This is a genomic window from Pseudomonas fluorescens (assembly GCF_041354075.1).
GTDB classification, from domain to species: domain Bacteria; phylum Pseudomonadota; class Gammaproteobacteria; order Pseudomonadales; family Pseudomonadaceae; genus Aquipseudomonas; species Aquipseudomonas fluorescens_CE.
On record NZ_JARZGC010000002.1, the window covers coordinates 14,290 to 37,500 of the forward strand.

General features: G+C 62.3%; 25 protein-coding genes and 1 riboswitch. Of the genes, 13 read left to right on the plus strand and 12 right to left on the minus strand.

The annotated features are described in order from the left end of the window. Positions 1-130: 130 nt before the first annotated feature. Entirely contained in the window at positions 131-979 is an 849-nt protein-coding gene (locus QIW53_RS02340; RefSeq protein WP_371048092.1) for an oxidoreductase, read from the minus strand. A gap of 114 nt (positions 980-1,093) precedes the next feature. Between QIW53_RS02340 and QIW53_RS02345 the strand changes: the two genes are divergently transcribed. Further along, entirely contained in the window at positions 1,094-2,017 is a 924-nt protein-coding gene (locus QIW53_RS02345) for a LysR family transcriptional regulator (protein WP_371048093.1), read from the plus strand. A 206-nt stretch (positions 2,018-2,223) separates the two neighbouring features. Here the strand turns inward: QIW53_RS02345 and QIW53_RS02350 are convergent, their stop codons facing one another. Both QIW53_RS02350 and QIW53_RS02355 read right to left on the minus strand, forming a co-directional pair. Beyond that, positions 2,224-2,472 carry a type II toxin-antitoxin system Phd/YefM family antitoxin gene (locus QIW53_RS02350; RefSeq protein WP_371048094.1) on the minus strand — a complete coding sequence of 83 codons (249 nt, stop codon included), beginning with the start codon at positions 2,470-2,472 and terminating at the stop codon, positions 2,224-2,226. A gap of 184 nt (positions 2,473-2,656) precedes the next feature. Then, positions 2,657-2,908, minus strand: coding sequence for a transmembrane sensor/regulator PpyR (locus QIW53_RS02355; protein ID WP_371048095.1), 252 nt, complete (start codon positions 2,906-2,908; stop codon positions 2,657-2,659). A 303-nt stretch (positions 2,909-3,211) separates the two neighbouring features. Between QIW53_RS02355 and QIW53_RS02360 the strand changes: the two genes are divergently transcribed. Beyond that, positions 3,212-4,042: a helix-turn-helix transcriptional regulator gene (locus tag QIW53_RS02360; protein WP_371048096.1), complete on the plus strand. Its 831-nt coding sequence runs from the start codon at positions 3,212-3,214 to the stop codon at positions 4,040-4,042. Here QIW53_RS02360 and QIW53_RS02365 read toward each other — a convergent pair. Next, positions 4,039-4,626 carry a LysE family translocator gene (locus tag QIW53_RS02365; RefSeq protein WP_371048097.1) on the minus strand — a complete coding sequence of 196 codons (588 nt, stop codon included), beginning with the start codon at positions 4,624-4,626 and terminating at the stop codon, positions 4,039-4,041. The two genes, QIW53_RS02360 and QIW53_RS02365, sit on opposite strands and share 4 nt — an antisense overlap. A 242-nt stretch (positions 4,627-4,868) precedes the next feature. Next, entirely contained in the window at positions 4,869-6,200 is a 1,332-nt protein-coding gene (locus QIW53_RS02370; protein WP_371048098.1) for an aminotransferase-like domain-containing protein, read from the minus strand. Positions 6,201-6,300: 100 nt separating this feature from the next. Here QIW53_RS02370 and QIW53_RS02375 point away from each other — a divergent pair, with 100 nt between their 5' ends. From QIW53_RS02375 to QIW53_RS02390, 4 genes are all read left to right on the plus strand, one after another. Beyond that, positions 6,301-7,197 carry a DMT family transporter gene (locus QIW53_RS02375; protein ID WP_371048099.1) on the plus strand — a complete coding sequence of 299 codons (897 nt, stop codon included), beginning with the start codon at positions 6,301-6,303 and terminating at the stop codon, positions 7,195-7,197. A 132-nt stretch (positions 7,198-7,329) separates the two neighbouring features. Further along, the gene (locus QIW53_RS02380) at positions 7,330-7,788 is read left to right on the plus strand and encodes a sn-glycerol-3-phosphate transporter (protein WP_371048100.1); all 459 of its coding nucleotides are present in this window, start codon (positions 7,330-7,332) and stop codon (positions 7,786-7,788) included. 427 nt (positions 7,789-8,215) lie between these two features. Beyond that, positions 8,216-8,542: a DUF6124 family protein gene (locus QIW53_RS02385; protein ID WP_371048101.1), complete on the plus strand. Its 327-nt coding sequence runs from the start codon at positions 8,216-8,218 to the stop codon at positions 8,540-8,542. Between the two features lie 233 nt (positions 8,543-8,775). Further along, entirely contained in the window at positions 8,776-9,120 is a 345-nt protein-coding gene (locus QIW53_RS02390) for a hypothetical protein (protein ID WP_371048102.1), read from the plus strand. A gap of 16 nt (positions 9,121-9,136) precedes the next feature. Here the strand turns inward: QIW53_RS02390 and tspO are convergent, their stop codons facing one another. Then, positions 9,137-9,586 (minus strand): tryptophan-rich sensory protein TspO, encoded by a 450-nt coding sequence (gene tspO / locus QIW53_RS02395; RefSeq protein WP_371048103.1) that lies wholly within the window; start codon positions 9,584-9,586, stop codon positions 9,137-9,139. A 105-nt stretch (positions 9,587-9,691) separates the two neighbouring features. Then, positions 9,692-9,886: riboswitch (cobalamin riboswitch) on the plus strand. Positions 9,887-10,021: 135 nt separating this feature from the next. Here tspO and QIW53_RS02400 point away from each other — a divergent pair. Genes QIW53_RS02400 through QIW53_RS02410 form a run of 3 tightly spaced genes read left to right on the plus strand, consistent with a single transcriptional unit; the run spans position 10,022 to position 12,812 of the window. Next, positions 10,022-11,032, plus strand: coding sequence for an ABC transporter substrate-binding protein (locus tag QIW53_RS02400; protein ID WP_371048429.1), 1,011 nt, complete (start codon positions 10,022-10,024; stop codon positions 11,030-11,032). A gap of 8 nt (positions 11,033-11,040) precedes the next feature. Next, positions 11,041-12,045, plus strand: coding sequence for a FecCD family ABC transporter permease (locus QIW53_RS02405; protein WP_371048430.1), 1,005 nt, complete (start codon positions 11,041-11,043; stop codon positions 12,043-12,045). Further along, on the plus strand, positions 12,042-12,812 hold the full coding sequence (locus tag QIW53_RS02410) for an ABC transporter ATP-binding protein (protein WP_371048104.1): 771 nt from the start codon (positions 12,042-12,044) through the stop codon (positions 12,810-12,812). The genes QIW53_RS02405 and QIW53_RS02410 overlap by 4 nt, the downstream gene beginning before the upstream one ends. On the opposite strand, the gene QIW53_RS02415 is transcribed toward QIW53_RS02410, so the two are convergent. The 6 genes from QIW53_RS02415 to QIW53_RS02440 all read right to left on the minus strand — a co-directional run bounded on the left by QIW53_RS02415 (position 12,805) and on the right by QIW53_RS02440 (position 17,728). Beyond that, a complete protein-coding gene (locus QIW53_RS02415; RefSeq protein ID WP_371048105.1) occupies positions 12,805-13,308 on the minus strand; it encodes a GNAT family N-acetyltransferase in 504 nt (167 codons plus the stop codon). The two genes, QIW53_RS02410 and QIW53_RS02415, sit on opposite strands and share 8 nt — an antisense overlap. A 271-nt stretch (positions 13,309-13,579) precedes the next feature. Beyond that, complete coding sequence (locus tag QIW53_RS02420; protein WP_371048106.1) at positions 13,580-14,032, minus strand: hypothetical protein; 453 nt, start codon at positions 14,030-14,032, stop codon at positions 13,580-13,582. A gap of 143 nt (positions 14,033-14,175) precedes the next feature. Further along, the gene (yfcF, locus tag QIW53_RS02425) at positions 14,176-14,808 is read right to left on the minus strand and encodes a glutathione transferase (protein WP_371048107.1); all 633 of its coding nucleotides are present in this window, start codon (positions 14,806-14,808) and stop codon (positions 14,176-14,178) included. Positions 14,809-14,944: 136 nt separating this feature from the next. Then, positions 14,945-15,946: an NAD(P)H-quinone oxidoreductase gene (locus QIW53_RS02430; protein ID WP_371048108.1), complete on the minus strand. Its 1,002-nt coding sequence runs from the start codon at positions 15,944-15,946 to the stop codon at positions 14,945-14,947. After that, positions 15,946-16,281: a carboxymuconolactone decarboxylase family protein gene (locus QIW53_RS02435; protein WP_371048109.1), complete on the minus strand. Its 336-nt coding sequence runs from the start codon at positions 16,279-16,281 to the stop codon at positions 15,946-15,948. Before QIW53_RS02435 ends, QIW53_RS02430 begins: the two co-directional genes overlap by 1 nt. A 10-nt stretch (positions 16,282-16,291) precedes the next feature. Continuing rightward, a complete protein-coding gene (locus tag QIW53_RS02440) occupies positions 16,292-17,728 on the minus strand; it encodes an NAD-dependent succinate-semialdehyde dehydrogenase (RefSeq protein WP_371048110.1) in 1,437 nt (478 codons plus the stop codon). 192 nt (positions 17,729-17,920) lie between these two features. Here QIW53_RS02440 and QIW53_RS02445 point away from each other — a divergent pair, with 192 nt between their 5' ends. The 4 genes from QIW53_RS02445 (at position 17,921) to QIW53_RS02460 (ending at position 23,162) form a co-directional block, all read left to right on the plus strand. Beyond that, entirely contained in the window at positions 17,921-18,850 is a 930-nt protein-coding gene (locus QIW53_RS02445; RefSeq protein WP_371048111.1) for a LysR family transcriptional regulator, read from the plus strand. 97 nt (positions 18,851-18,947) lie between these two features. Continuing rightward, on the plus strand, positions 18,948-20,030 hold the full coding sequence (locus QIW53_RS02450; RefSeq protein WP_371048112.1) for a bifunctional transcriptional activator/DNA repair enzyme AdaA: 1,083 nt from the start codon (positions 18,948-18,950) through the stop codon (positions 20,028-20,030). A gap of 31 nt (positions 20,031-20,061) precedes the next feature. Then, the gene (locus QIW53_RS02455) at positions 20,062-20,679 is read left to right on the plus strand and encodes a DNA-3-methyladenine glycosylase family protein (RefSeq protein WP_371048431.1); all 618 of its coding nucleotides are present in this window, start codon (positions 20,062-20,064) and stop codon (positions 20,677-20,679) included. A gap of 233 nt (positions 20,680-20,912) precedes the next feature. Further along, positions 20,913-23,162 (plus strand): TonB-dependent siderophore receptor, encoded by a 2,250-nt coding sequence (locus tag QIW53_RS02460; RefSeq protein WP_371048113.1) that lies wholly within the window; start codon positions 20,913-20,915, stop codon positions 23,160-23,162. Positions 23,163-23,211 lie beyond the last annotated feature (49 nt).

The following is a 23,211-nucleotide window of genomic DNA, read 5'->3' on the forward strand; positions in this document are numbered from 1 at the left end:
TGACTCCCCTGTACCGGACCGAAGGTCGTGAACACCACCCCATTGTAGGAGCGAGCATGCTCCTACATGATGCCCATCGGCGCATAGACGCGTTGGGGTGGGGGAAGTCCATCGCATTACAGGGTCGGTGTTATTTGAAATCAGTAGACACCGACACCTCACGCCAAGCCTGCAGTTCACCGGCGACGAAAGCGTTCTTCGCCTCGATGGCGGCAACACAGTCACTGCCCAGCGGCAGGCGCAGCGGTGCGTCCTTCGCTTCAACCAGGGTGATCATCACCTGCGCCAGTTTGTCCGGATCGCCCGGCTGGTTCAGGGTCACGGCCTTGGCGATTCTGCGCACTTCACCGGCGGTGCTGTCGTAGTCGGCTATAGACGCCGGGGATTCAACCAGCGAGTTGCCCTCCAGGAATTCAGTGCGGAAGTAGCCTGGTTCGACCACGGTCACCTTGATTCCCAGCGGCGCCAGTTCGGCGTGCAAGGCCTCGGTCAGGCCTTCGACGGCGAATTTGGTCGAGCAGTAGACGCCAAACCCCGGCCCGGATTTGTAGCCCCCGACCGAAGACAGGTTGATCACGCGCCCGCTGCGCGCCGCCCGCATGTGTGGCAGGACGGCACGGGTGACATTAAGCAGGCCGAAGACGTTGGTCTCGTACACCCGGCGCACTTCGTCGGCGCTGGCCTCTTCCACAGCGCCGAGCACGCCGAAACCGGCATTGTTGACCAGCACATCGATGCGTCCGAAGTGCTCGATGGCTTGTTGGGCGACCGCAATGCCCTGGGCTTCGTTGGTGACGTCGAGGCTGGCAGCGAGCAAACCCGGGTGTTCGCCGAAACGCTGGCTGATGCTGCTGGCGTCGCGAGCGGTGGCAACCACGGCATCACCGTTGGCCAGGGCAGCGGCGGCAATCTTGGCGCCGATGCCACGGGAAGCGCCGGTGATCAGCCAGATACGATTGAACGTGTTGGAAGTGGTCATGAGCGTGATTCCTTGTTTACGTTGGGGTAGGCACAAGGTACGCAGGAAGATTGCCTGGAAAAATGCCCTCGTGTTACAAGCACTATGAAACGCTCTTTCATAATGGCGACTTCGATGAATCACGATCCTTTCGATGGCCTGACCGAGTTTCTGGCAGTGGCCGAACACAAGAGCTTTACCCTCGCCGCGACCCGCCTGGCGGTGACGCCCACGGCCGTCAGCCACGCCATCAAATTGCTGGAGCGACGCACCGGCGTGCTGTTGTTCCAGCGCACCACCCGCCGGGTCGCCCTGACCGAAGCAGGCGCCAGCCTGTTTGCCCGATTACGCCCGGCGGCCAGCGAAATCGATGAGGCGCTGGCGGTCCTCAGCGGCTTTCGCGACCAGCCCATGGGCACCCTGCGCCTGACGGCGCCGCGCTTGTCGGGGGCGTTGTTGCTCGAGCCGCTGATGCCGTTGTTTCGCCAGGTGTATCCGCAGGTCACGCTCGACATCTGCCTGGACGACGCCACGGTGGACTTGATGGCCGGCGGTTTCGATGCGGGGATCCGGTTGGGAGAGTCCATCGAAAAAGACATGGTCGCGGTGCGCCTGACGCCGGACCTGCAATGGTCGGTGGTGGGCGCGCCGGCGTACTTCGCCAGTGCCGGCAGGCCGGCGAGCCCGGAGGACCTGACCGACCACCAGTGCATCGGCTTTCGTTTTTCGACCTCGGGCAACCCGCACCGCTGGGAATTCCGCCGCGATGGCCGCGACTTTACCGTGGGGGTTGAGGGCGGTGTGATCGTCAATGATCGAGGACTGCTAGTCTCGGCAGCCCGCAGCGGTTGCGGGCTGATATACGCCTGCGACCTGGAGATTGCCGATGAACTGGCGGATGGCCGCCTGGAGCGTGTGTTGCAGCCGTTTGTGCCGCTGAGCACGGCGCTGTATCTGTACTTCCCCAGCCGCACGCAGACGCAGCCCAAGTTGCGGGCGTTTATTGATTTGGCGACAGAGTGGATTGCCCGTCAGCGCAACACTTCGCCGACTCGATGATCGCTGTGCGATCGAGTCGCGGCGAGGCAAGAAACCCTGTGGGAGCGAGCCTGCTCGCGAAAAAGAACAGGGCCGTTACTGGGTGTCAGGTTTTACCCGTTATCGTTGACGACCATCGTCGAAGCACCGCCCGAGCAGGCTCGCTCACACTTTTTGTGTAAATCCGTAAGCCCAGCGGCGCATCGAATTTCTCAGAGAACGTCAACTCATAGGTCATCAATCGAGACCGTGATGGTCGGGTCGTTTTCTCTTTCCTTACAAAATGCGACCAACTCGAGATCGTCCAGCCGGTTCATCAACGCTTCATATTCTTTGGCCGGAATGCAGTAAAAGGCCGGTTCGTTACGATTAAGGATCGCAACAGAAGAACCTCGCCCTGCTGCGACGGTGCCCATCGGGTTTTTCTTCAGTTCCGATATGCTTGCGACAACTTGCGAGAGCGCGATATGTGGCATGAAGTGTTCCAGAAGCGCTTTTTGAAGTGCTCAAAATAGCAGCTCTCACCCTTCACCATTTCTGCGTCTTCTATCGGTCAGATCCTGTCATCAAGTGAGCAAAATCCCCACTCGTGTAGGAAAACCTCATGACTGCCATCGCAAGCAGGTTCGCTCCCGCAGGATCCGGCTCGAATCAGACTGCTTACGCCGCAATCTTGCTGACCGGGCCTTTACCCAACCGGTGTTGCGACAACAGGCGCATGACGTAGCCGATCTTGATCAGGGTTGGGCCGACGATGGTCATGGCGTGCAGTGCGACCTGGACCACGATCGACAGGTGACCGCTGTAGAGGTAGGCGCCGTAGATTCCCACCAGTAACATCGCAAGCCCCGCGATCAGGACTTCGCTCGACAGGTGAAGGACTTTATGTGGATTGTTGAAGTAGGCGAACATTTTTCGTACTCCTGAATCAGACCAGTTGTACTTAGGCTATATCACCATTCGTGCCAACTACACACTCCCGTAGAATCAAGGACTTATGTCGAACAAGGTCATTTTGACCTCATTACGATCAAGTCACTATGACTCCTAATAGAGTCATAGTGACAGCAGCCTGACCCGGTCTGACAGCACGACCACGAATTTTGCCAGGCATTCAGAATCGGAGCTGGCACACCTTCGCGCACCGAGATTTCTGATCGGCATTTCGAGGCGCTGCGCCTACACTGCACCACGGATCTGCCGAGGACAGCGACGATGAAGATCACCGCCAAAGACACCGACAAGGCCCCGCGCTTCTGGCGCGACGACGCCCTGCCCTTCATCGAGGCCCGGGCCATCGCCGACGGCCGCGAGGTCTGCTACACCCGGCATTCCCACGAGCACTTTTCCATCGGCGCGATCACCGCCGGGCGCAGTACCTACCTGCATGAGCAATCGTCGTTCGAGGTCGCCGCCGGCACGGTGGTGCTGATGAACCCCGGCGATGTCCATGCGTGCAACCCGATCAACGACCAACCCTGGTCGTACCTGATGTTGTATGTCGACACGGCCTGGCTGACCGATTTGCAGCATCAGCTCGGGTTCAGCCACGACCTGGCGTTTCGTCGCTTCGCCGGCACCCACACTGAAGACGCCGGCCTGTTTACCGGCCTGGCCGCCCTGTACGACATCCTCGTCGACCACCAGCAGGATGTGCTGCGCAAGCAGAGCGCTGCGGTCGAGTTTTTCACCGAGGTTCAGCAACGCCTCAACCCCGGTGATCAGCCTGGGCGCGAACCGAATTTCAAACTCGAGCGCGCAGCCGACTTCATCCGTGACAACTGCACCCGTCTGCTCAAGCTCGAAGACATCTGCGAGGCGGCGCAGTTGTCGCCGTCGTACCTGATCCGCGCGTTCAAGCAGCATTACGGCATGACACCCCACGCCTTTCTGGTCAATCGGCGCATCCAGTTCGCCCGCGAGCGCCTGCGCAGCGGCCAGTTGATCGCGGACGTCGCGCTGGAAGCCGGGTTTGCCGACCAGGCGCATTTCCAGCGCGCGTTCAAACAGCACCTGGCGGCAACGCCGGGGCAATATCGCGGCTAGGGCAGCAACAGATACACCGCGCTCAAAGCCAGCAACAACGCCATGAGTCGGTTGAACAAGCGCATGCCCGCCGGGTTGTTCAGGTAGCCTCGCAGGAAGGTCCCGGCATAGGCCCAGCACCCGACAGACGCATAGCAGATCACCAGGTACACTGCCGCAAATTGCCACACCAGCCGGGCCTCGCCATCGGCGACAAATGCGCCCATGCCCGCCACGCAGGCCAGCCAAGCCTTGGGATTGAGCCACTGCATCACCGCGCCGTACACCATCGACGGCGCCCGTGCCGAATCCTTCGCATCGAGCTGACCGTTGTCCGCCGCCAGTTTCCACGCCATGAACAACAGAAACGCCACCCCGGCCAGTTGCACGATCCGCGTCAGCTGCGGCCATCGCTGCAGAACCTCATGCAACCCCAGCCCCATCAACACCAGCAGCAGCACAAAACCCAGGGTCGCTCCGGCCACGTGCCGCTGACTGGCGCGAAACCCGAACTGCGCCCCGGCACTCAACGCCACGATATTCACCGGCCCCGGCGTGATCGACGCCACCAGGGCGAACGCTGCCATCGACATGATCAGACTCATTGTTGTTTTCTTCCCTTCAGTTGAACCAGGGGCTCAAGGTAAAGGGCGGGCTGGTGGACGTATTGAAGAAAACTACCCAGTGACGGACGACCTCAGCTCCTGTAGGAGCGAGCATGCTCGCGATGGTCGAGTGCGCCGAGGGGTGTCAGGCTGCCAGCGTCATCGTTAACCACCATCGTCGGAACGCCGCCCGGAGCATGCTCGCTCCTACAAGGGATCGGAGTCGGACCGATAACGGTGAATCAGGCATAGACGCCCACCACCCGCTTCACCTTGATCAAGGCTTCACGCAGCGCATCCATGTCCACCGAACCCAACGCCAGGCGGATCGCATGGGGTACGTGCACCGAGGTGGCGAAAGGTTCGGCCGTCGACACCGCGACCTGCTCATGCATCAGCTCCACGGCGATCTGATCGGCCCGTGCATCTTCGCCCAGCGGCAACCAGAGAAAATACGAAAAAGGGTGAGTCATGCAGCGCAGTCCCTTCAGCACCTCAGCGGCCAGCGTCTGGCGCGCCTGGGCATCCGCCCGCTTTTGCACCTCGAGCTGGCTGACCGTCCCATCGTCGATCCAGCCGCAGGCAATGGCGGTCATCACGCCGGGGGTGTTCCAGGTCGTGGCCCGAATCACCCGCTCCAGGGCCGGCACCTTGTCCAGCGGCGCCGCCACAAATCCCACACGCAGCCCCGTGGCGACATTCTTCGAGAACCCCGACACATACACCGTCCGCTCCGGCGCCAGCTCGGCCACCGGCACCGGCGCCTCCTGCACCAGAAACGCATAGGCCGCGTCTTCGATAATCAACAGATCATGCTGGCGCGCAATAGCCACCAGACGCCCCCGCCACGGCACATCCATCACCCACCCGCAGGGGTTGTGCAGCGTCGGCATGGTGTAGACCGCCCGCACCGAACGCCGCCGGCACAGCGCCTCGAGCGCCGCCAGGTCCGGCCCGTTCTCCGTGACCGGAATCGGCACAATCTCCAGATGCAGCGACTCGGCCAGCACCTTGAACCCGGTATAGGTCAAGGCATCCGCCGCAATCACATCCCCCGGCTTGAGCAACGCCATCATCGCCACGGCCAGGCCATGCTGCGCGCCGCTGACGATCAGCACCTGCTCCGCTGTCAGGTTCAGGCCGCGTGACAGCAGGTGCCGGGCAATCGATGCCCGCTCATGCAAACGCCCGCCATGGGGCTGGTAACGCAGATGCGCTTCCAGGTCACCGGACAACGCCAGTTGGCGCAACGCCGTGCGCAACAGATCGGTCTGCCCCGGCAACGACGGGTAGTTGAAATTGAGATCGGCCATGCCCACCGCCACCACATGCTGGCTGACACCCTGACCGGCCGGCAGGGACATCTCCCGCACGAAAGTACCCCGCCCCGTTTCACCACTGACCAACCCCATCGCCTCCAGCTCGGCATAAACCCGGCTGGCGGTGACCAGCGCCAACCCGTGTTCGGCGGCGAGCTGCCGGTGAGTCGGCAGGCGCGTGCCGGGCGCGAGGCGTCCCGCTCGGATATCGGCGGCGTAGCTGTCGACCAGCGACTTGTAGCGCAAACGAGGCATAGGACGATGTATCCATGACAATTTTTTGATTGTCTTAATACTCGGTCATACGATGCGCCCAAGGCAACCCGTCGTCTCAACCCCCCATCGAGTGAGTGTCATGGAACGAGCAACCCACCTCAATACCCAGCCTCGGGAGAAGTCCGCCAGCGGCTGGCTCAACGGCCTGATCGGCGTCATCATCTTCAGCGGCTCACTGCCGGCCACCCGCGTCGCGGTGCTGGAATTCGACCCGGTGTTCCTCACCGTCATCCGCGCCACCCTGGCCGGCGTGCTCGCGCTGTGCTTGCTGATGCTGTTCAAGGAAAAACGCCCGGCGCGATCGCAGCTCGTGCCGCTGGTCATCGTTGCCTTGGGGGTGGTGGTCGGGTTTCCGCTGCTGACGGCGCTGGCCCTACAATACGTGACCTCCGCGCATTCGATCGTCTTCGTCGGCCTGCTGCCACTGGCCACCGCCGTGTTCGGCGTGATACGCGGCGGCGAGCGTCCGCGCCCGGCGTTCTGGCTGTTCTCCGTGCTGGGCAGCCTGCTGGTGTCGGGTTATGCGCTCGCCCAGGGCGTGACGGCCTCTCCCCTGGGCGACATCCTCATGCTGCTGGCCATCCTCGCCTGCGGGCTGGGTTATGCCGAAGGGGCAAAGCTGTCGCGAACACTGGGTGGCTGGCAGGTGATTTGTTGGGCGCTGGTCCTGTCGTTACCGGCCATGACACTGTTGAGCGCCTGGCGCGCCCCCGCTTCGTTCAGCGCGATCAGCCTGCCGGCGTGGTTCAGCCTCGGTTACGTGTCGCTGTTCAGCATGTTGATCGGCTTCGTGTTCTGGTATCGCGGGCTGGCCCAGGGCGGGATTGCAGCGGTGGGACAACTGCAACTGCTGCAACCGTTTTTTGGCCTGACGCTGGCGGCGGGACTGCTGCATGAGCAGGTCAGCCCGGGGATGGTGGCGGTGACCGTAGCGGTCATTCTGTGCGTGGCGGGCGCCAAGAGGTTTTCCAAATAAATCAGTATGTTACAACTCATTTCTATCCTGGCTTTACAGCAATACCCGGTAAATCAAACGGCCGGTTGCTCACCGTTTTCGATGGCAAGCTTTCGCGGTAACTCCGCCCTGGCCTCAGAAAACTGGTGATCGATGAAACGTCCAATCCTCTTGCTCAGCACCCTCTTCATCAGCCCCGTCGCGTTCGCCAAGGATAGCGACTTCTGGTATTTCCAGACGAGTGCCTACACCAAACACTGGAAAAGCGACCCCGACCACAATAACCGTCAACAGCTGATCAGCGTCGAACGCAACCGGGCCGATGGTTCGCTGTGGGGAGGCGCGACGTTCAAAAACTCCTTTGACCAGCGCTCCTACTACGCGTATTACGGCCATCGCTGGGTCGCCGAGGCGTATCCGGTCTACGTCAAGCTCAGTGGCGGGCTGCTCCACGGGTACAAAGGCAAATACAAGGACAGGATTCCATTGAACAACCTGGGCGTCGGGCCGGTGATCATTCCCTCCGTTGGCACCTATTACGGGCCGATGGGTGCCGAACTGGTGGTCCTGGGCGGTGCTGCGGTCATGGTCAATGTCGGTTATCGATACTGATCTTCCTACGCCAAAAGACGGTTCGTCCCACGCACCGCGTGAGAATGTGGCCGGTCATGCTGCCCGCTCAACACAAAAACCGGCCCTGTTTAACCGCCGCCAAATTTACTTCCTGAAAGCTACACGACCTTGCGCCGATGCCTACGGACAGCCCAGAATCCGCCGGCTTGTGCGCCTTGGGCCCGGGTTTTATCGTTTTCCCGTCGCTGAGAGACAGCGGTGGGGTTTGGTAGCTCCGGCTTTTCGTAAGGTGCAAGGCAGCATGATTTGCAGTGTTCATTCGGACCTGCATCATGGTGGTCATGCACAGGGCGTCTTCGGGCGCGCCGGTTTCCTTACGTCCGGTCTACCAACCTGAGCATGGCCGCCACCCTTGTTTGGTAGCGAGTGTGATGGCTCACTTTTTTGAGAGTAAGGAGTTCCATCCATGTCCAAATCCAAAGCCCATTCGCCGGACACCGATTCCGAAAACACCCACATTCCGCCATTCGACGAGGAGCATCTGTCGAGTGCGGATTTCAAAGCCACCCCGCGAACCCTCTGCTCGATGTACTTCGTCAATCCCGAAGTGGATGCGCAGACACTGCTGGGCAGCGCCTGCGAGTCACTGGCCTCGGCCAGCGTCATGACAATGGATGTGGCGGACCATACCGAGGGCACCCACCGCAATACGTTGCTGGGTATTACCCAGGTCATCATGCTCGCGGAGCTGGCGGTCAATCGGGCGCTGGATCAGCTGGATCCGGTTGAGTAACGCGTGGACAGGGTCGTTCCCACCCGGTGGGAACGATCAAAATGCTCGTTGGCAGGCGCAACGTGTTTCCGTTCATCACGAGCAGGCTCGCTCCCACAGAGGGCGCGCGGAAGCTGTGAGCTCGTCATTTTACTAGATATTTCCACACAGCTCGCAATGATATCAATTTGGCATTGCACAGATTTTTCAGTATCGTTCCGCCCATGATTGTTTTAAGGCTATGGAAAGCACGTATGACCGCACAGCTTGCAAGCGTTATCGAGAAAGAGACCTACCTGGGCCACGACATCCTTGTTGAAACCTTCGGCCCCGTGACTGCCAACCCGAGCACTGCCGGCAGTCTGCAAACGCATCACACCGCGAGAATTTCCATCTGGCTCGATGGCCAAGAGCTCAAGGACGCACGGCAAACCCCTTCGCTTCTGTTCGTGTCCCGCGAAGATGCAATCGTATTCGGTCTGGAGATCGGCCGGATGGTCGTCAGCCAACGCCGCGACTCAGCGGCGACCGGGCTGACGGCCCGGATCAATGCGTTCTTCAAGTCGTCGCGACTGGCGTTTCCGTCACTGCGTGCCTGAGGCATCGCGCAATCCACTATCGCGGGTTGTTTCGCAGGATGGAAAAGTTGAGCGCGGCCGCAACGCACAGCCACACCAGATAAGGGAACAGAATCAGGCCGGTGATCACGTCCAGACGCAGGGCCAGCACCACCATGGCCGCGACGACCAGCCAGAGCAAGACCAGAATCACCATGCCCGCCAACACGCGCTGCGCCCCGAAGAAGACCGGCGTCCACAGCGTGTTGAGCGCAATCTGCGCCGCCCACAGCGCCAGCACTTCCTGACTGCCGGGGATCAGCGTCAACCGGTAGCCGGCCCAGGCCAGCAGCAGGTAGATGATCGTCCAGGCAACCGGGAACAACCAATCGGGTGGTGTAAAGCTCGGCTTGACCAACGATCGGTACCACTCTCCCGGCTTGAAGAACATGCCAGTGCTGGCGGCCGCCGCGCTGGCCAGGAGAAAGATGAAAAAGGTGTAGGTCATGGTCGCTTCCTGTCTGGGGTTATTTGAAACTTGGACGCGTGGCGACCCGCAAAAAGTTCACCTGCGCCCGGAGTAAAAAACCACGCTCCCCCTCGGCCGCCTGATCGACTACCATACGCCGCCGGTTCCCGAACGGGACTAATAGGGAATTCGAAACGCCGTATCCGGCGTCAATCGAAACTGCCCCCGCAACTGTAGGTGCTGAGCCCGCTCCTCGATGGCCACTGGATCAGATCCGGGAAGGCCGGAGCACGGCGACGACGCATCAGTCAGGAGACCTGCCGGCCAGCTGAATCACTAACCGGCGGGGTGTCCGGGGAGGACATCCGTTGCCGACCGGCCTTGCCCTGCTTATTAACCGCAGCGTTCGATGGTGTGTTTCCAGACCCGTACCGCGCCCGTTTCAAGTACGGTCCACATGGAGATTGCATCATGCTGTTGCCCCGCCTTGCCGCGCTGTTCACCGGTTTGGGCCTGTGTGCCCTGGCGCACGCCGCCCCGACCCAGTACCCGCTGACGATCGACAACTGCGGCAGCCCCCTCACCTTCCCGCAGGCGCCCACCCGCACCGTGACCATCGGCCAGGCCGGCACCGAGATGCTGTACGGCTTGGGCCTGGGCGACAAGGTGGTTGCGACTTCGCTGTGGTTCAACGACGTGTTGCCGGCGTACAAGGCGCAGAACGACAAAATCGAACGCCTGGCGAACAACGAGCCGAGTTTTGAAGCGGTGATCGGCAAGCGTCCGGAACTGGTGACCGTGGAGTTCGAGTGGATGGTCGGGCCGCAAGGCGCGGTGGGCACCCGCGAGCAGTTTCACGAGTTGAAGATTCCGACCTACCTGCTGCCGTCCGACTGTGAAGGCAAGGACAACCGGGTGGGCGCCGACGGCACGCGTCTGGAGCCGTTCCGCATCGACACGATCTACAAGAGCATCGAGCAACTGGCGCAGATTTTCGACGTGCAGGCGCGCGGCGAACAGTGGGTCGCGCAGCTCAAGGGAAAACTGGCCGCCTCCGTGGCCAAGGTGCAGGAAAAAGGCGTGAAGCAGGCCAGTGCGCTGGTGTGGTTCTCCAGCACCGACCTGCACGTCGATCCGTTTGTGGCCGGGCACAAGGGCATTCCGGATTTCATGCTTGGCACCCTGGGTATCCGCAACGTGGTGGAGTCCGATGAGGAATGGCCGACCGTGGGCTGGGAAACCATTGCCAAGGCCAACCCGACCTTCCTGGTGATTGCACGCATGGACCGTCGCCGTTTCCCGGCCGATGACCATGAGAAGAAACTGGCGTTCCTGCGCAACGACCCGGTCACCCGCAACATGGACGCAGTGAAGCACAACCGCATCATTATTCTCGACGCCATGGCCCTGCAGGCCAGCGCGCGGATGTTCGATGGCCTTGAGCAACTGGCCAGCGCCATCGACGGCTACGACCTGCCGAAATGACCGCCAGCCTGATTCGCACCCTGCTGGCGTTGCTGCTGCTGTTGATGGCGGTGCTCGCCGGGGTGGCCATCGGTGAAACGCCCATCGATCCGGGCGTGGTATTCCAGGTGCTGGCTAACAAAGTGTGGGGCGCGGGTTACACGCTCAACCCCATCGATGAAGGCATCGTCTGGAACTACCGCCTGACCCGCGCCCTGGTGGCTGCCGCCTGCGGGGCCGGGCTGGCGACCTGCGGGGTGATCCTGCAGTCGTTGCTGCGCAACCCCTTGGCCGACCCGTATTTGCTGGGGATCAGTGCCGGCGCCTCCACCGGTGCGGTGCTGGTGGCATTGCTCGGTGTCGGGGCCGGGTTACTGACGCTGTCGGCCGGGGCTTTTGTCGGGGCCATGGCGGCGTTTGCACTGGTGGTGGTGTTGGCGCGGGTCAGCGGATCTGCCAACGGCACCGGTCAGATCATTCTGGCGGGCATTGCCGGCTCGCAATTGTTCAATGCCCTGACGGCGTTTCTCATCACCAAGTCGGCCAGTTCCGAACAGGCGCGGGGCATTTTGTTCTGGTTGCTGGGCAACCTCAGTGGCGTGCGCTGGCCGTCGGTGTGGTTGGCGGTGCCGGTGGCCGTCGCCGGCCTAGTCGTGTGTTTATGGCATCGGCGGGCGTTGGATGCGTTTACCTTTGGCGCCGACTCGGCAGCGTCGCTGGGGATTGCGGTGCGCCGGGTGCAGTTGGTGTTGATCGGCTGTGCCGCACTGGTGACGGCGGTGATGGTGTCGATCGTCGGCTCCATCGGGTTTGTCGGGCTGGTGATTCCTCATGCCGCACGCCTGATGCTCGGCACCGGGCATTCGCGGTTGTTGCCGGCCAGTGCCCTGGGTGGTGCGCTGTTTCTGATTGCGGCGGACGTGTTGTCACGGACCTTGATCAAGGGCCAGGTGATTCCGGTCGGGGTCATTACCGCGCTGGTGGGGGCGCCGGTGTTTGCGCTGATTCTGATCGGTCGGAGGAATGCCCGATGAGTGCATCGGTACTGAGCTGTTCCGGCCTTGGCTTTCGCGTGCGTGACGCCGAATTGCTGAACGACATTCACCTTGAGGTGCAACTCGGCGAAACCCTGGGCATCGTCGGGCCGAATGGATCCGGCAAATCCACCCTGCTCAAACTGCTCGCCGGTTTGCGCACGCCGGCGACCGGCGAAGTCCGCCTGGGTGGCCAACGCTTGAGCGAATTGTCGCGCCGCAGCATCGCGCAGCAACTGGCGGTGGTGGAACAACAGGCCGACACGGACGAAGCCATTCGGGTGTTCGATGCCGTGGCGCTGGGCCGTACGCCCTGGCTGTCAGCCTTGAGCCCGTGGTCGGACGACGATGACGCCATCGTGCGCCAGGCTTTGCAGGATGTCGATGCCACGCACCTGCGCCAACGCACCTGGCGCAGCCTCTCCGGAGGTGAGCGCCAGCGCGTGCACATCGCACGGGCCCTCGCCCAACGCCCAAAGATCCTGTTACTGGACGAGCCGACCAATCACTTGGATATCCAACATCAACTGGCGATCCTGAAGGGGGTGCAGTCCTTGCCGGTGACCACCCTGATCGCCTTGCATGACCTCAATCAGGCGCTGAGCTGTGACCGTTTGGCCGTGCTGGATCGAGGCCGGCTGGTGGCGCTCGGCAAGCCCCTGGAGGTGCTGACGCCGCAACGCTTGGGAGACACTTTTGGTGTGCAGGCGCACTACCTGACAGACCCGTTCGATGGCGCGCAGATCTTGCGCTTGCGCTCTAGCTGATCACACGCTGTTGCATATGGGTGGTTTGCCAGACCGGGTCGGCTTCGATGTCGACGATCTCGAAACCCTGACGAACCCAGAAGTCGATCGCGCCCGGTAGAAACGGATGGGTGTGCAGGTAGACCACCTGGACCCCATCGGCGTGCGCCAGCTCGGCCAGGGCGCGGTACAACTCGGCCGCCAGACCGCTGCGACGAAACGGCGGCAGTACGAACAGGCGGACCACTTCCACCACCTTCAAACCCTGGTATTTCAATTGAGGGAAGCGCCCGTCGTAAGGCCGGTAGCCCACCGCCGCGACCAATTGCCCCTCGAAACGCGCGACCAGGAACTGGCCATCACCGTGAAGGTAAACGCTTTCGAAATGTTCCAGGTCTGCCGGCAGGCCGGCAGCGCCGAGTGTGGGAAACAGCTCGGCGCGCGCCTGCAGGACGAAGGCCAGGACTTCGGGGATGTCGGCGACAGTAACGGGATGGAGGCTGGGGCGGTGATTCATGCGCAGGTGACAGTTGCCAGTTCGGCCGATCACAGTAACAGATAGAGCACCCCCTACTGTGGTGTGTCAGGCAGTCAGCGTTAGCGTTGACGACCATCGCGGGCAAGCCCGCTCCCACAGTCTGTAGGAGCGAGCATGCTCGCGATGGACTCACAGACACCGCTGGGTGTCAGGCAACCAACGTCATCGTTAACGACCATCGTCGGAACGCCGCCCGGGACAAGTCCGCTCCTACAGGAGATGCAGGGATCGAGTGCTGCAGGGTTGGTGATCAGCCTCCGGTGGACGCCGTGATATCGCCGCAAAAGATGTCGGCGTCGCCATCCGAGGGCGCACTGCGCAGGACGACGGAATGTGGGCTGGCCAGCAAGGCCGCCAGCGGCACTGGCGCACTTCGGTAAAAGCCCCAGCCCTTGGTGCCCGCATTGCTTTTGGTGTTGACCTGATCATTCAAGGCGTACGCCACCGCGCCCGGTTGCTGGCAACTGCCCTTGTGGATGAAGGTAAACACCCGGGGCGGCAACAGGGTGCCAGTCGGCACACCCGTGATGTAGAAATTCAGATTGGTCTGGTTATTCACGTCGGTGAGGGTGACCCGGCCAATCTGACCCGCATTTCTGTGGATCCCCGTCAGCGCGAGATTCACCGATTGGCTGGATGAATGGGTGCAGCCACACAGGCTTGCCGCGATCATTGTGATCAGGAGTGTTTTGCAGGGTCTCATGCTCTGCCTCCAACCTCGGTGCGCGAGATATCTGCGCCGAAGTTGCGCAGATAAAGCAACTTTAGTCGAACATCAGGCCGAGCTTGCTCAGTCGGACAGTCGGCTGACTGACTTCGGCGATGGCGTTCCGGCTGACGTTCCGATCAGAGCGCAGGCCGCTGCAACCCCACCCATTCCTGCACCGAAGGCCTCTGCCACTGGCGCTTTGCATACGCCACCAGCGCAGTTGGCACCGTGTCCCCATTGAGAATAAGCCGGTTGAGCATCACGGCCAGGTCGACGTCGGCAATCGACCACTCACCGAACAGGTACTCGCGGTTGCCGGCCAGCAGCGCTTGCGCGGCGTCGATCAGTTTGTTCGCGGCGGATTCGGCAGACGCCGACAACGGGCCGTATGTCTGTCCGTAAAACACCACCAGGGTGGACCGCTCCTGGCGAATCGGCAGCAGGTCGCTGCGCAACCAGGCCTGGACTTGCCGTGCCTTTGCGCGCTGCCGGGGGTCTTGAGGATAGACCGGCACCTGGGGGAAGACCTCTTCCAGGTACTCGGTGATCGCCGAGGATTCGGACAGCGCGAAGTCGCCCTGCACCAGCGTCGGCACGCGCCGGGTCAATGACAGGTTGGCGTAATCCACGGTCTGGTTTTCGCTGGCATCGAGGTCCAGTGTCTTGATCTCGAAATCGATGCCCTTTTCGCGAAGCAACACGAATGCCGACAGGGCATAAGGGCTGGTGAGTTGGGCGTCTACGTACAGGCGCAGCGGGGAATGGTTCACGGCGGTCATCTCCATATGCATGAGCCCGCTACGCTACGAGATCCGCCGCTATAAATGAAATGGATGATTTTCATGGGCGTATTCCCGTGCGGAATACGCCAGTGCCCCCAGGATCCGGGGGCACCTTGCGCAGCACCTAAACCAGGTCCTGAGGCTGCATCGTCAGGATGATCTTGCCGACGTTTTGCGCCGACTCCATTTTGCGATGGGCATCGGCGGCACGCGAAAGCGGGTACGTGCTGTCGACCACCGGCTCCAGGCTGCCACCGCCTTCGAAGCGATCCAGCCAGTGCTCGCGGAAGCGCTTGATCATGGCGTGTTTCTCCGGCTGGGTACGGGACTTCATCACCGTGCCGATGATTTGCAGGTGGCGGTACAGGATGTCCTCCAGCTTCAGCGCCACGTTGCCGCCGCCACCGAGAATCCCTACCTGGACCAGCCGGCCGCCGTTGGCCAGTGAAGCGATGTTGCGGGCGAAATAAGGTTCGCCGACAAAGTCGATGATCGCGTCGACACCACGCCCATTGGTTTTGCTCGCGATGACCTCGGCGAAATCCTCAGCCTTGTAGTCGATGGCCACATCGGCTCCCAGGTGCTCGACACGGGAAATCTTGCTGCCCTCGGTGGTCGCGTATACGGTGGCGCCCGTGGCGTAGGCCAGTTGCACGGCGGCGGAGCCGACACCGCCTGCGGCGGCGTGGATCAATACCGAGTCACCGGCCTTGAGTCGCGCCAGGTGCATCATCGCTTCATGAGCGGTGACGAACACCTCGGGAATCGCCGCCGCATGCACGTAGTCCAGCTCAGCGGGAATCGGCATGGCCATGCGGTAATCGATGCGTGCCAGCTCGGCATAAGCGCCACCCCCGACAACGCCCATCACGCGATCCCCGATTTCGTAGCCCGTGACAGCGCTGCCCTTTTCGATCACTTCGCCAGCGATCTCCAGGCCGATGATCAGCGAGTCGCCGAAATTGGGGTGGCCGTAGCCACCGGTGCGATGGGTCAGGTCTGCCCGATTGACGCCGGCGGCATAGACGCGCACCAACAGGTCGGTGGGACGCACTTGCGGGGCGGCAACGTCCGTCAGTTCAAGGACATCGGCGTCGCCAAAGGCGGCAAAGGTAATGGCTTTCATCACTGATTGGCCTCCGATGCATTGAGTGTGGCGTTGGCGATGGCCGACGCGGTGATGGCGGCGGGGAAACCGGCGTAGAACGCCAGGTGAGTAATGGCTGCAGAGATTTCGTTCAGGGTGACGCCATTGCTGACGGCACGACGCAAATGCGCCGGCAACTCTTCGGAGTGCCCGCCGGCAATCAGCGCCGCCACGGTAATCAGGCTGCGGTCGCGCGGCGACAGCGCCGGATCGCTCCAGATCTGCGGGTACAGCGTCGAGTCGACGAACTGCGAGAGCTTGGGAGTGAACGCCCTGGCGGCTTCGCGAGGGCTGCTGAAGTTGATGGCTGACATGTGGGTGTCCTCAGATCTGGCTGATGAATTTGTGGGTCAGGTAGTGTTCGATACCTTCAATGCCGCCCTCGGAGCCGTGACCGCTCTCCTTCAGGCCGCCGAAGGGCAGTTCAGTGGCGACGATGCGGTATTGGTTGATGCCGATCATGCCGGCCTCCAGACCGTCGGCAACATCGATGGCGGTGCGGGCGTTGCTGGTGAAGGCATAGGCCGACAGCCCGTAAGGCAGCCGATTGGCCTCGGCCAGGCCGTCTGCCAGCCCCTCGAACGGCATCAGGATGGCGATGGGGCCGAAGGGTTCTTCGTGCATGACCCGAGCGTCCATCGGCACCTCCGCCAAAACGGTCGGCGCGAAGAAGTAGCCCTGCCCCGGCAGGCGTTCGCCACCGGCCAGCACCCGCGCACCCTTGGCGACGGCGTCATCCACCAGTTCCTGCATCTTGGCCAGTTGCCGTGGGTTGGCCAGCGGGCCGACCTGGGTGTGAGGGTGCAGGCCGTTACCGATGCGCAGTGCGTTCGTGGCCTCGACAAAATGCTCGACGAAGGGCTCGTAGGCACCGCGCTGGATCAGGAACCGGGTTGACGAGATACACACCTGGCCCGTGCCACGGAAGCGGTTGGCAACGCCTTCCACGGCGGCCTTCCTGATGTCGGCATCGGCAAACACCAGCACTGGCCCGTGACCGCCCAGTTCCAGGGTGATCGGCTTGACGCCTTCGGCGGCCCTGGCCGACAGCAGGCGACCGATCGGTACGGAACCGGTAAACGTCACCTTGCGAATGACCGAAGACGCGATGAGGTGGCTGGACACCTGGTCCGGCACGCCGAATACCACTTGCAGAACGCCTTTGGGCAAGCCCGCATCGTCCAACGCACGGGCAAGCGCCAGCGCCGTGGAAGGGCTTTCTTCGCCAGGCTTGAGTATCACGCTGCACCCGGCCGCCAGGGCCGCCGACAACTTGCGGGCCGGGGTAATGGCCGGAAAGTTCCAGGGCGTGAACGCCGCCACCGGGCCGATCGCCTGGCGCTTGACCAGTTGCAGGACACCCGGGCGGTTGCTCGGCACGACACGACCATCGATGCGGCGAGCGCTTTCGGCAAACCACTCGAAATACTCGGCGGCCCGGGTGACTTCGTCCATGGCCTCGCCAATCGGCTTGCCCTCTTCGAGCGTCATCTGCGCAGCGATATGCGGTACGCGCTCCAGAATCAGGTCGGCGGCGCGCTTCAACACTTTGGCGCGCTGGTCAGGCACGGTCTTGCGCCAGACGTCGAAACTGCGTTGCGCCACTTCCAGGGCGTGATCCAGATCGCCAGCGGTGGCCAGCGGCACCCGTCCGATTTCGTTCTCAGTGGCCGGATTGACGACCGCAGCCGTGTTGCGGCCTTCAGTGCCGATCCATTCACCGCCGATGAAAAGGTAGAGCGAGTCATAGGGCGTGTTCATACAGGAGTCCTTCATTGGGTTGTCAGGGTCGGTGCCGGCTCAGGCGGCCCGTGCAATCCAGTCTATGGAGGAAGGCTCTGTTGATTTAGCGGTCCTGGAGGGAATGATTGTTGTGCTCAGAGGGAAGATCGCATTTAAATACCCGCGGATTCTCACAACCCGTGCGATCAATGCAGCCTTGGGCAGGTAGCGATGGACAAGCTTTCGAATATGTCGGTGTACGTAAAAGTCGTGGAGATGGGCAGCTTCACGGCGGTGGCCAACCATCTCGACTCGACCGTCGGCAACGTATCCCGCTCGGTGTCCGCGCTCGAACAGATGCTGGACACCCGTCTGCTGCAACGCTCGACCCGACGCCTGTCGGTCACCGATGCGGGCCGACGCTTTTACGACCGCTGTACGGCGATCCTGGCCGACCTGGATAACGCCGAAGCCGAAGCGCGCAATGCGCTGCTTGAACCAAGGGGCACGCTGCGGGTGCATTGCGTTCCGGGCCTGGCGCGGCAACTGGTGACCGGCGCGGTACTTGAATATCGTAAGGCACATCCGCAGGTCACCGTCGACCTGATGCTGTCCCAGCGGATGCCGAACCTGCTGGAAGACCAGTTGGACGTGTCGATCCTGATTGCCCGGACCCTGCCCGATTCGGCGTATGTCAGCCAGAAGATCGGGGTCAGCCATTGCGTGCTGGTCGCCTCCCCCGAGTACCTGGCCCGGCATCCCGCGCCCCGGGAGCCGGAAGATCTCAGGGACCACCAGTGTCTGTTGCTGGGCACCGTGGATTACGCTCGCGATGAATGGCAGCTCGAGGGCCGCAACGGCAAAGCGACGTATGTGCCCACCGGCCCCAGTTTCAGCGTGAACGACATGGACGCCATGTCGTTCGCCGTACAGCAAGGCGCCGGTATCGGTTTGATGGCCGGTTTCTCGGCCATCGATGATCTGCGCTCGGGGAAGCTGGTGCGTGTACTGGCCGACTATCACACCCACGAGCGCAACGTGTATGCCGTCTACACCTCGCGCCAGTTCGTCGATGCCAAGATCACCCGGTTTATCGAGACCCTGAAATCGCGCGTGGGGGATCAACTGGCCGCCACGGCCACCGAGCTGATCGGTCAATGACGGCGGGCAGAGCCCTGCCCCCTGCACGGTCCGGATCGGAAAATTCCCTGTCGATTTTCCGGTGGAGGCGTGCCCCGGCGCGGCTTATGCTCAACCCATGAACCTACAAAACCCGATGCTTCCGCCCCACGCCGAGATGGTTCGCGCCATGCTCGAGCGCGACACCACCTACGAGGGGGTGTTTTTCACGGCCGTCAAAACCACCGGCATCTTCTGCCGCCCCAGTTGCACGGCGCGCAAGCCCAAGCCGGAGAACGTCGAATTCTTCGCCCATGCCGATGAATGCCTGTCCGCCGGTTACCGCGCCTGCCTGCGCTGCAAACCGCTGGACGCGGCCGCCATCGCGCCAGACTGGGTGCAGGCGCTGCTCAAGGCCGTGGATGCCGAGCCCGACCAGCGCTGGAGCGATGCCCAACTGTTGGCCGAGGGCATCGAGCCCTTGAAGCTGCGGCGCTGGTTCAAGCAGCATTTCGGCATGACCTTCCATGCCTGGCTGCGCACCCGACGCCTGGGCATGGCGTTGGGCGGGATCAAACAGGGCGACTCCATCGATGGCGCGGCATTCGATTCAGGTTACGAGTCCCTTAGCGGTTTTCGCGACGCCTTTCAGAAGTCCTTCCACATCACACCCGGCCGTGCGGCCAACAGTGAACCGTTGCTGTTCACGCGCCTGACCACACCCCTGGGGCCAATGATTGCCATGGCCGAACGGCGCGGTCTGGTGCTGCTGGAGTTTCTCGACCGGCCCGCATTGACCCGGGAAGTCGAAGCCCTGCAAAACCGTCATGGCTATGCGGTGGCGCCCGGGCATAACACCCACTTGCAGCAAATCGAGGATGAACTGGCACGTTATTTTGCCGGCCAACTGACCGGGTTCAAGGTGCCGCTGCACCTGCCCGGCAGCGAGTTTTCCCGGCAGGTGTGGGCTGAACTGCTGAAAATCCCCTACGGCCAGACCAGCACCTACGGCACCTTAGCGTCACGGTTGGGCAAGCCGGGTGCCAGCCGTGCCGTGGGCCTGGCCAACGGACATAATCGCATTTCCATCGTCGTGCCCTGCCACCGGGTGATCGGCGCCGACGGTTCGTTGACCGGTTACGGTGGCGGACAGGCGCGCAAGGCGTTTCTGCTTCGGCTGGAAAACGCGGCGCTGCAAGTCACCCGGCAACTGGCGTTCTAATCAACCGGAAAGGAAATAGCGTCTGAGCACCCTGCCCGATCTTTATCAGCCAGCGAGCGAATGGCTGGCCAGCATCGACACCGACTGGGCCCGTCACATCGCGGCCGTCGGCCCCTGCCTGCACCAGCCGCACCCTGCCCGCGCGCCCTATGAGTCGCTGGTGCGGGCGATTGCCTATCAGCAACTGCATGCCAGGGCCGGGGACGCGATCGTCGGCCGGCTAGTGGCGCTGTTTCCAGCGCTGACCTTTCCCGGGCCCGAGCAGATTCTCGGGACCACGTTCGATCAACTGCGCGCCTGCGGTTTTTCCGCGAGCAAGATCACCACCCTCCAAGGCATTGCCCAGGCGACGCTGGACGGCGTGGTGCCCGACTACGCGACAGCGCGGGCGATGGACGATGAAGCGCTGATCGAACGCCTGGTGCCCCTGCGCGGCGTCGGGCGCTGGACCGTCGAGATGCTGCTGATCTACAGCCTGGAGCGGATGGACATTCTGCCGGCGGACGACTTCGGGGTGCGTGAGGGCTATCGGCGCCTGAAGGGCCTGGACGTGCAGCCCACGCCCAAGCAGATGCAGAAGATCGGGCTGGCGTGGCGACCGTATCGGACGGTGGCGGCCTGGTACTTGTGGCGGGTGCCCAACCGCTAGAGCCGGTTATCGTTCATCGCGAGCAAGCCCACTCCCGCATTGACTGCGCCGTCCCTGCAGGAGCGGGCTTGCCCGCGAAGGCTTCACCTAGATCGCCCAAGTTCCCGCCCGGTCGCAGCAACAATTGAAGGAAAAACAGATTTTTCGCCCGCGGCAGTTCCCCTTTGCGTTTTTCGTTCGGTTAACCCTCAGAAGCATTCACTTTCCGAACGATTCGATACCAAGGGACCTCCATGTCGCACCTTCTCGCCGCGCGTTTTCGCTTTGCCCTGCGCCCCCTGGCGCTGGCCCTTCCGGCCGCCCTGCTGAGCCTCGCCTCCACCGCCCACGCCGCCGAAACGGCGAACAGCAAAACGGCGACCGGGGAAGACGGCGCGCTGCAACTGGGCGCGACCAATATTTCCGCCCAGGCCCTGGGCGCGACCACCGAGGGCACCCATTCCTACACCACCGGTGCGACCTCCTCGGCCACCGGCCTGTCCCTGTCGCCTCGCGAAACACCCCAATCGGTCACCGTAGTGACTCGTCAGCAGATGGACGACCAGGGTGTGCAGAGTGTCAGCGACGCCTTGCGCAATACCCCCGGCGTCTCGACGCAAAAGTACGACAGCGACCGTACCGAGTTTTCCGCCCGTGGCTTTGCCATCACCAACTTCCAGTACGACGGGGTCAACCAGCCGTACGATGGCGTCTACGGGGAAAACCCGAACAACGGCGATGATACGGCGAGCCTCGATCGCATCGAAGTGATCAAGGGTGCGACCGGTCTGATGACCGGCTCGGGCGACCCGGCCGCCACCGTCAACCTTATCCGCAAGAAACCGACCCGGGAGTTCAAGGCGTCGGTCAGCGGCACGGTGGGCTCCTGGGACAACTACCGCACCACCGGCGACATTTCCGGGCCGTTGAATGACAGCGGCAGCGTGCGGGGCCGCTTCGTCGGTTCGTACCAGGACAAAAACTCGTACATCGATCACTACAGCCAGAAGAAAGACCTGTATTACGGCATTCTTGAAGCCGACCTGACGGACGACACCTTGCTGACCTTCGGCATCGACAAGTCCAGCACCACACCAAGGGGCAGCTCCTGGACCGGCAACAGCGTGTACTTCACCGACGGTGGTCGCACCGACTTCCCCCGCAGTTTCAACCCGGGCGCCGACTGGAGCCGCCGGGACTTCGACACCGTGACGTACTTCTCGTCGCTGGAACAGGCCCTGGCCAACGACTGGAAACTCAAGGTCAGCCTGAACCAGAAAACCACCGACCACGATACGCGGCTGGCGTCTGCCAGCGGCGGCGCTCCCGACCGGGCAACCGGTGAAGGCATGTCGTTCTATTGGGGTCGCTGGGAAGGTCATCGCGTGCAGAATACGGCGGACGTAAACGTCTCCGGCCCCTTCACCCTGGGCGGGCGCGAGCACGAACTGGTCGCCGGGTTCATGACCTCCCATGCACGCCAGACCGGCGCGACATTCGACAGCTTTATCCCCGGTGCCGGCGGGGTGCCCGGCAGCATTTACGACTGGAATGGCGACGTGGCGGAACCGGATTTCCCCAAGAATGGCAAATACCAGCGCACCACCAGCCAGAACGGTGCCTACCTGGCCACACGCCTGCGCCCGACCGATGATTTGTCGTTCATCCTCGGCACCCGCGTCAGCACCTTCAAGTACAGCGAGGATTACCGCTACTACCCCGGCGCCGGTCAGGTCGACACCCAGACCAGCTACAAGGAGCATGGCGTGGTCACTCCTTACGCCGGTGTGGTCTATGACCTGAACGAGACCTACTCGGCCTACGCCAGCTACACCAATATCTACCAGCCGCAAACCTACAAGGATGCGGCGGGCTCAACCCTGAAGCCGGTTGAAGGCAACAGCTACGAAACCGGCCTGAAGGCGGCCTACCTCGAAGGCAAACTGAATGCCAGCCTGGCCTACTTCCAGATCGAACAGGAAAACGTCGCGCAATACGTCACCACCGATGGCACCGGGCAGGACGTATACGAAGCCATCCCCGGCGCCAAGACCAAGGGCATCGAGCTGGAACTGGCCGGCGAGCTGGCCGATGGCTGGAACCTGTCGGCCGGCTACACCTATGCCCGCACCCGCGACAAGGATTCGCAGCGCATCTACGGTTATCCGCTGGCCACCACCAAACCGGAACACCTGGTGCGTACGTTCACCACGTACCGTTTGCCGGGTGCGCTGGACAAGGTCACCGTCGGTGGCGGCATCAGTTGGCAAAGTGCGTTCTACGGCCAGAGCAGCAGCCCCGTCGAAGGTGCCACTTCACTCAAGCAAGGCGGCTACACCCTCGTCGACCTGATGACCCGCTATCAGTACAACGAGCACCTGAGCTTCACGGCCAACGCCAACAACGTATTCGACAAGAAATACATGAGCGGCCTGGGCAACTTCGGCACCACCTTCTATGGCGAGCCGCGTAACCTGATGCTGACCACGCGCTGGGATTTCTGAGTGGCTGTTGTCGGCTAATCCGCCCTCGCCCGCAAGCCGGCGAGGGCGG

Bases quoted from the DNA above. Each gene is read 5' to 3' on its own strand.
- QIW53_RS02340 (WP_371048092.1), bottom strand. From the start codon at position 979: ATGACCACTTCCAACACGTTCAATCGTATCTGGCTGATCACCGGCGCT.
- QIW53_RS02345 (WP_371048093.1), top strand. From the start codon at position 1,094: ATGAATCACGATCCTTTCGATGGCCTGACCGAGTTTCTGGCAGTGGCC.
- QIW53_RS02350 (WP_371048094.1), bottom strand. From the start codon at position 2,472: ATGCCACATATCGCGCTCTCGCAAGTTGTCGCAAGCATATCGGAACTG.
- QIW53_RS02355 (WP_371048095.1), bottom strand. From the start codon at position 2,908: ATGTTCGCCTACTTCAACAATCCACATAAAGTCCTTCACCTGTCGAGC.
- QIW53_RS02360 (WP_371048096.1), top strand. From the start codon at position 3,212: ATGAAGATCACCGCCAAAGACACCGACAAGGCCCCGCGCTTCTGGCGC.
- QIW53_RS02365 (WP_371048097.1), bottom strand. From the start codon at position 4,626: ATGAGTCTGATCATGTCGATGGCAGCGTTCGCCCTGGTGGCGTCGATC.
- QIW53_RS02370 (WP_371048098.1), bottom strand. From the start codon at position 6,200: ATGCCTCGTTTGCGCTACAAGTCGCTGGTCGACAGCTACGCCGCCGAT.
- QIW53_RS02375 (WP_371048099.1), top strand. From the start codon at position 6,301: ATGGAACGAGCAACCCACCTCAATACCCAGCCTCGGGAGAAGTCCGCC.
- QIW53_RS02380 (WP_371048100.1), top strand. From the start codon at position 7,330: ATGAAACGTCCAATCCTCTTGCTCAGCACCCTCTTCATCAGCCCCGTC.
- QIW53_RS02385 (WP_371048101.1), top strand. From the start codon at position 8,216: ATGTCCAAATCCAAAGCCCATTCGCCGGACACCGATTCCGAAAACACC.
- QIW53_RS02390 (WP_371048102.1), top strand. From the start codon at position 8,776: ATGACCGCACAGCTTGCAAGCGTTATCGAGAAAGAGACCTACCTGGGC.
- tspO (WP_371048103.1), bottom strand. From the start codon at position 9,586: ATGACCTACACCTTTTTCATCTTTCTCCTGGCCAGCGCGGCGGCCGCC.
- QIW53_RS02410 (WP_371048104.1), top strand. From the start codon at position 12,042: ATGAGTGCATCGGTACTGAGCTGTTCCGGCCTTGGCTTTCGCGTGCGT.
- QIW53_RS02415 (WP_371048105.1), bottom strand. From the start codon at position 13,308: ATGAATCACCGCCCCAGCCTCCATCCCGTTACTGTCGCCGACATCCCC.
- QIW53_RS02420 (WP_371048106.1), bottom strand. From the start codon at position 14,032: ATGAGACCCTGCAAAACACTCCTGATCACAATGATCGCGGCAAGCCTG.
- QIW53_RS02430 (WP_371048108.1), bottom strand. From the start codon at position 15,946: ATGAAAGCCATTACCTTTGCCGCCTTTGGCGACGCCGATGTCCTTGAA.
- QIW53_RS02435 (WP_371048109.1), bottom strand. From the start codon at position 16,281: ATGTCAGCCATCAACTTCAGCAGCCCTCGCGAAGCCGCCAGGGCGTTC.
- QIW53_RS02440 (WP_371048110.1), bottom strand. From the start codon at position 17,728: ATGAACACGCCCTATGACTCGCTCTACCTTTTCATCGGCGGTGAATGG.
- QIW53_RS02445 (WP_371048111.1), top strand. From the start codon at position 17,921: ATGGACAAGCTTTCGAATATGTCGGTGTACGTAAAAGTCGTGGAGATG.
- QIW53_RS02450 (WP_371048112.1), top strand. From the start codon at position 18,948: ATGAACCTACAAAACCCGATGCTTCCGCCCCACGCCGAGATGGTTCGC.
- QIW53_RS02460 (WP_371048113.1), top strand. From the start codon at position 20,913: ATGTCGCACCTTCTCGCCGCGCGTTTTCGCTTTGCCCTGCGCCCCCTG.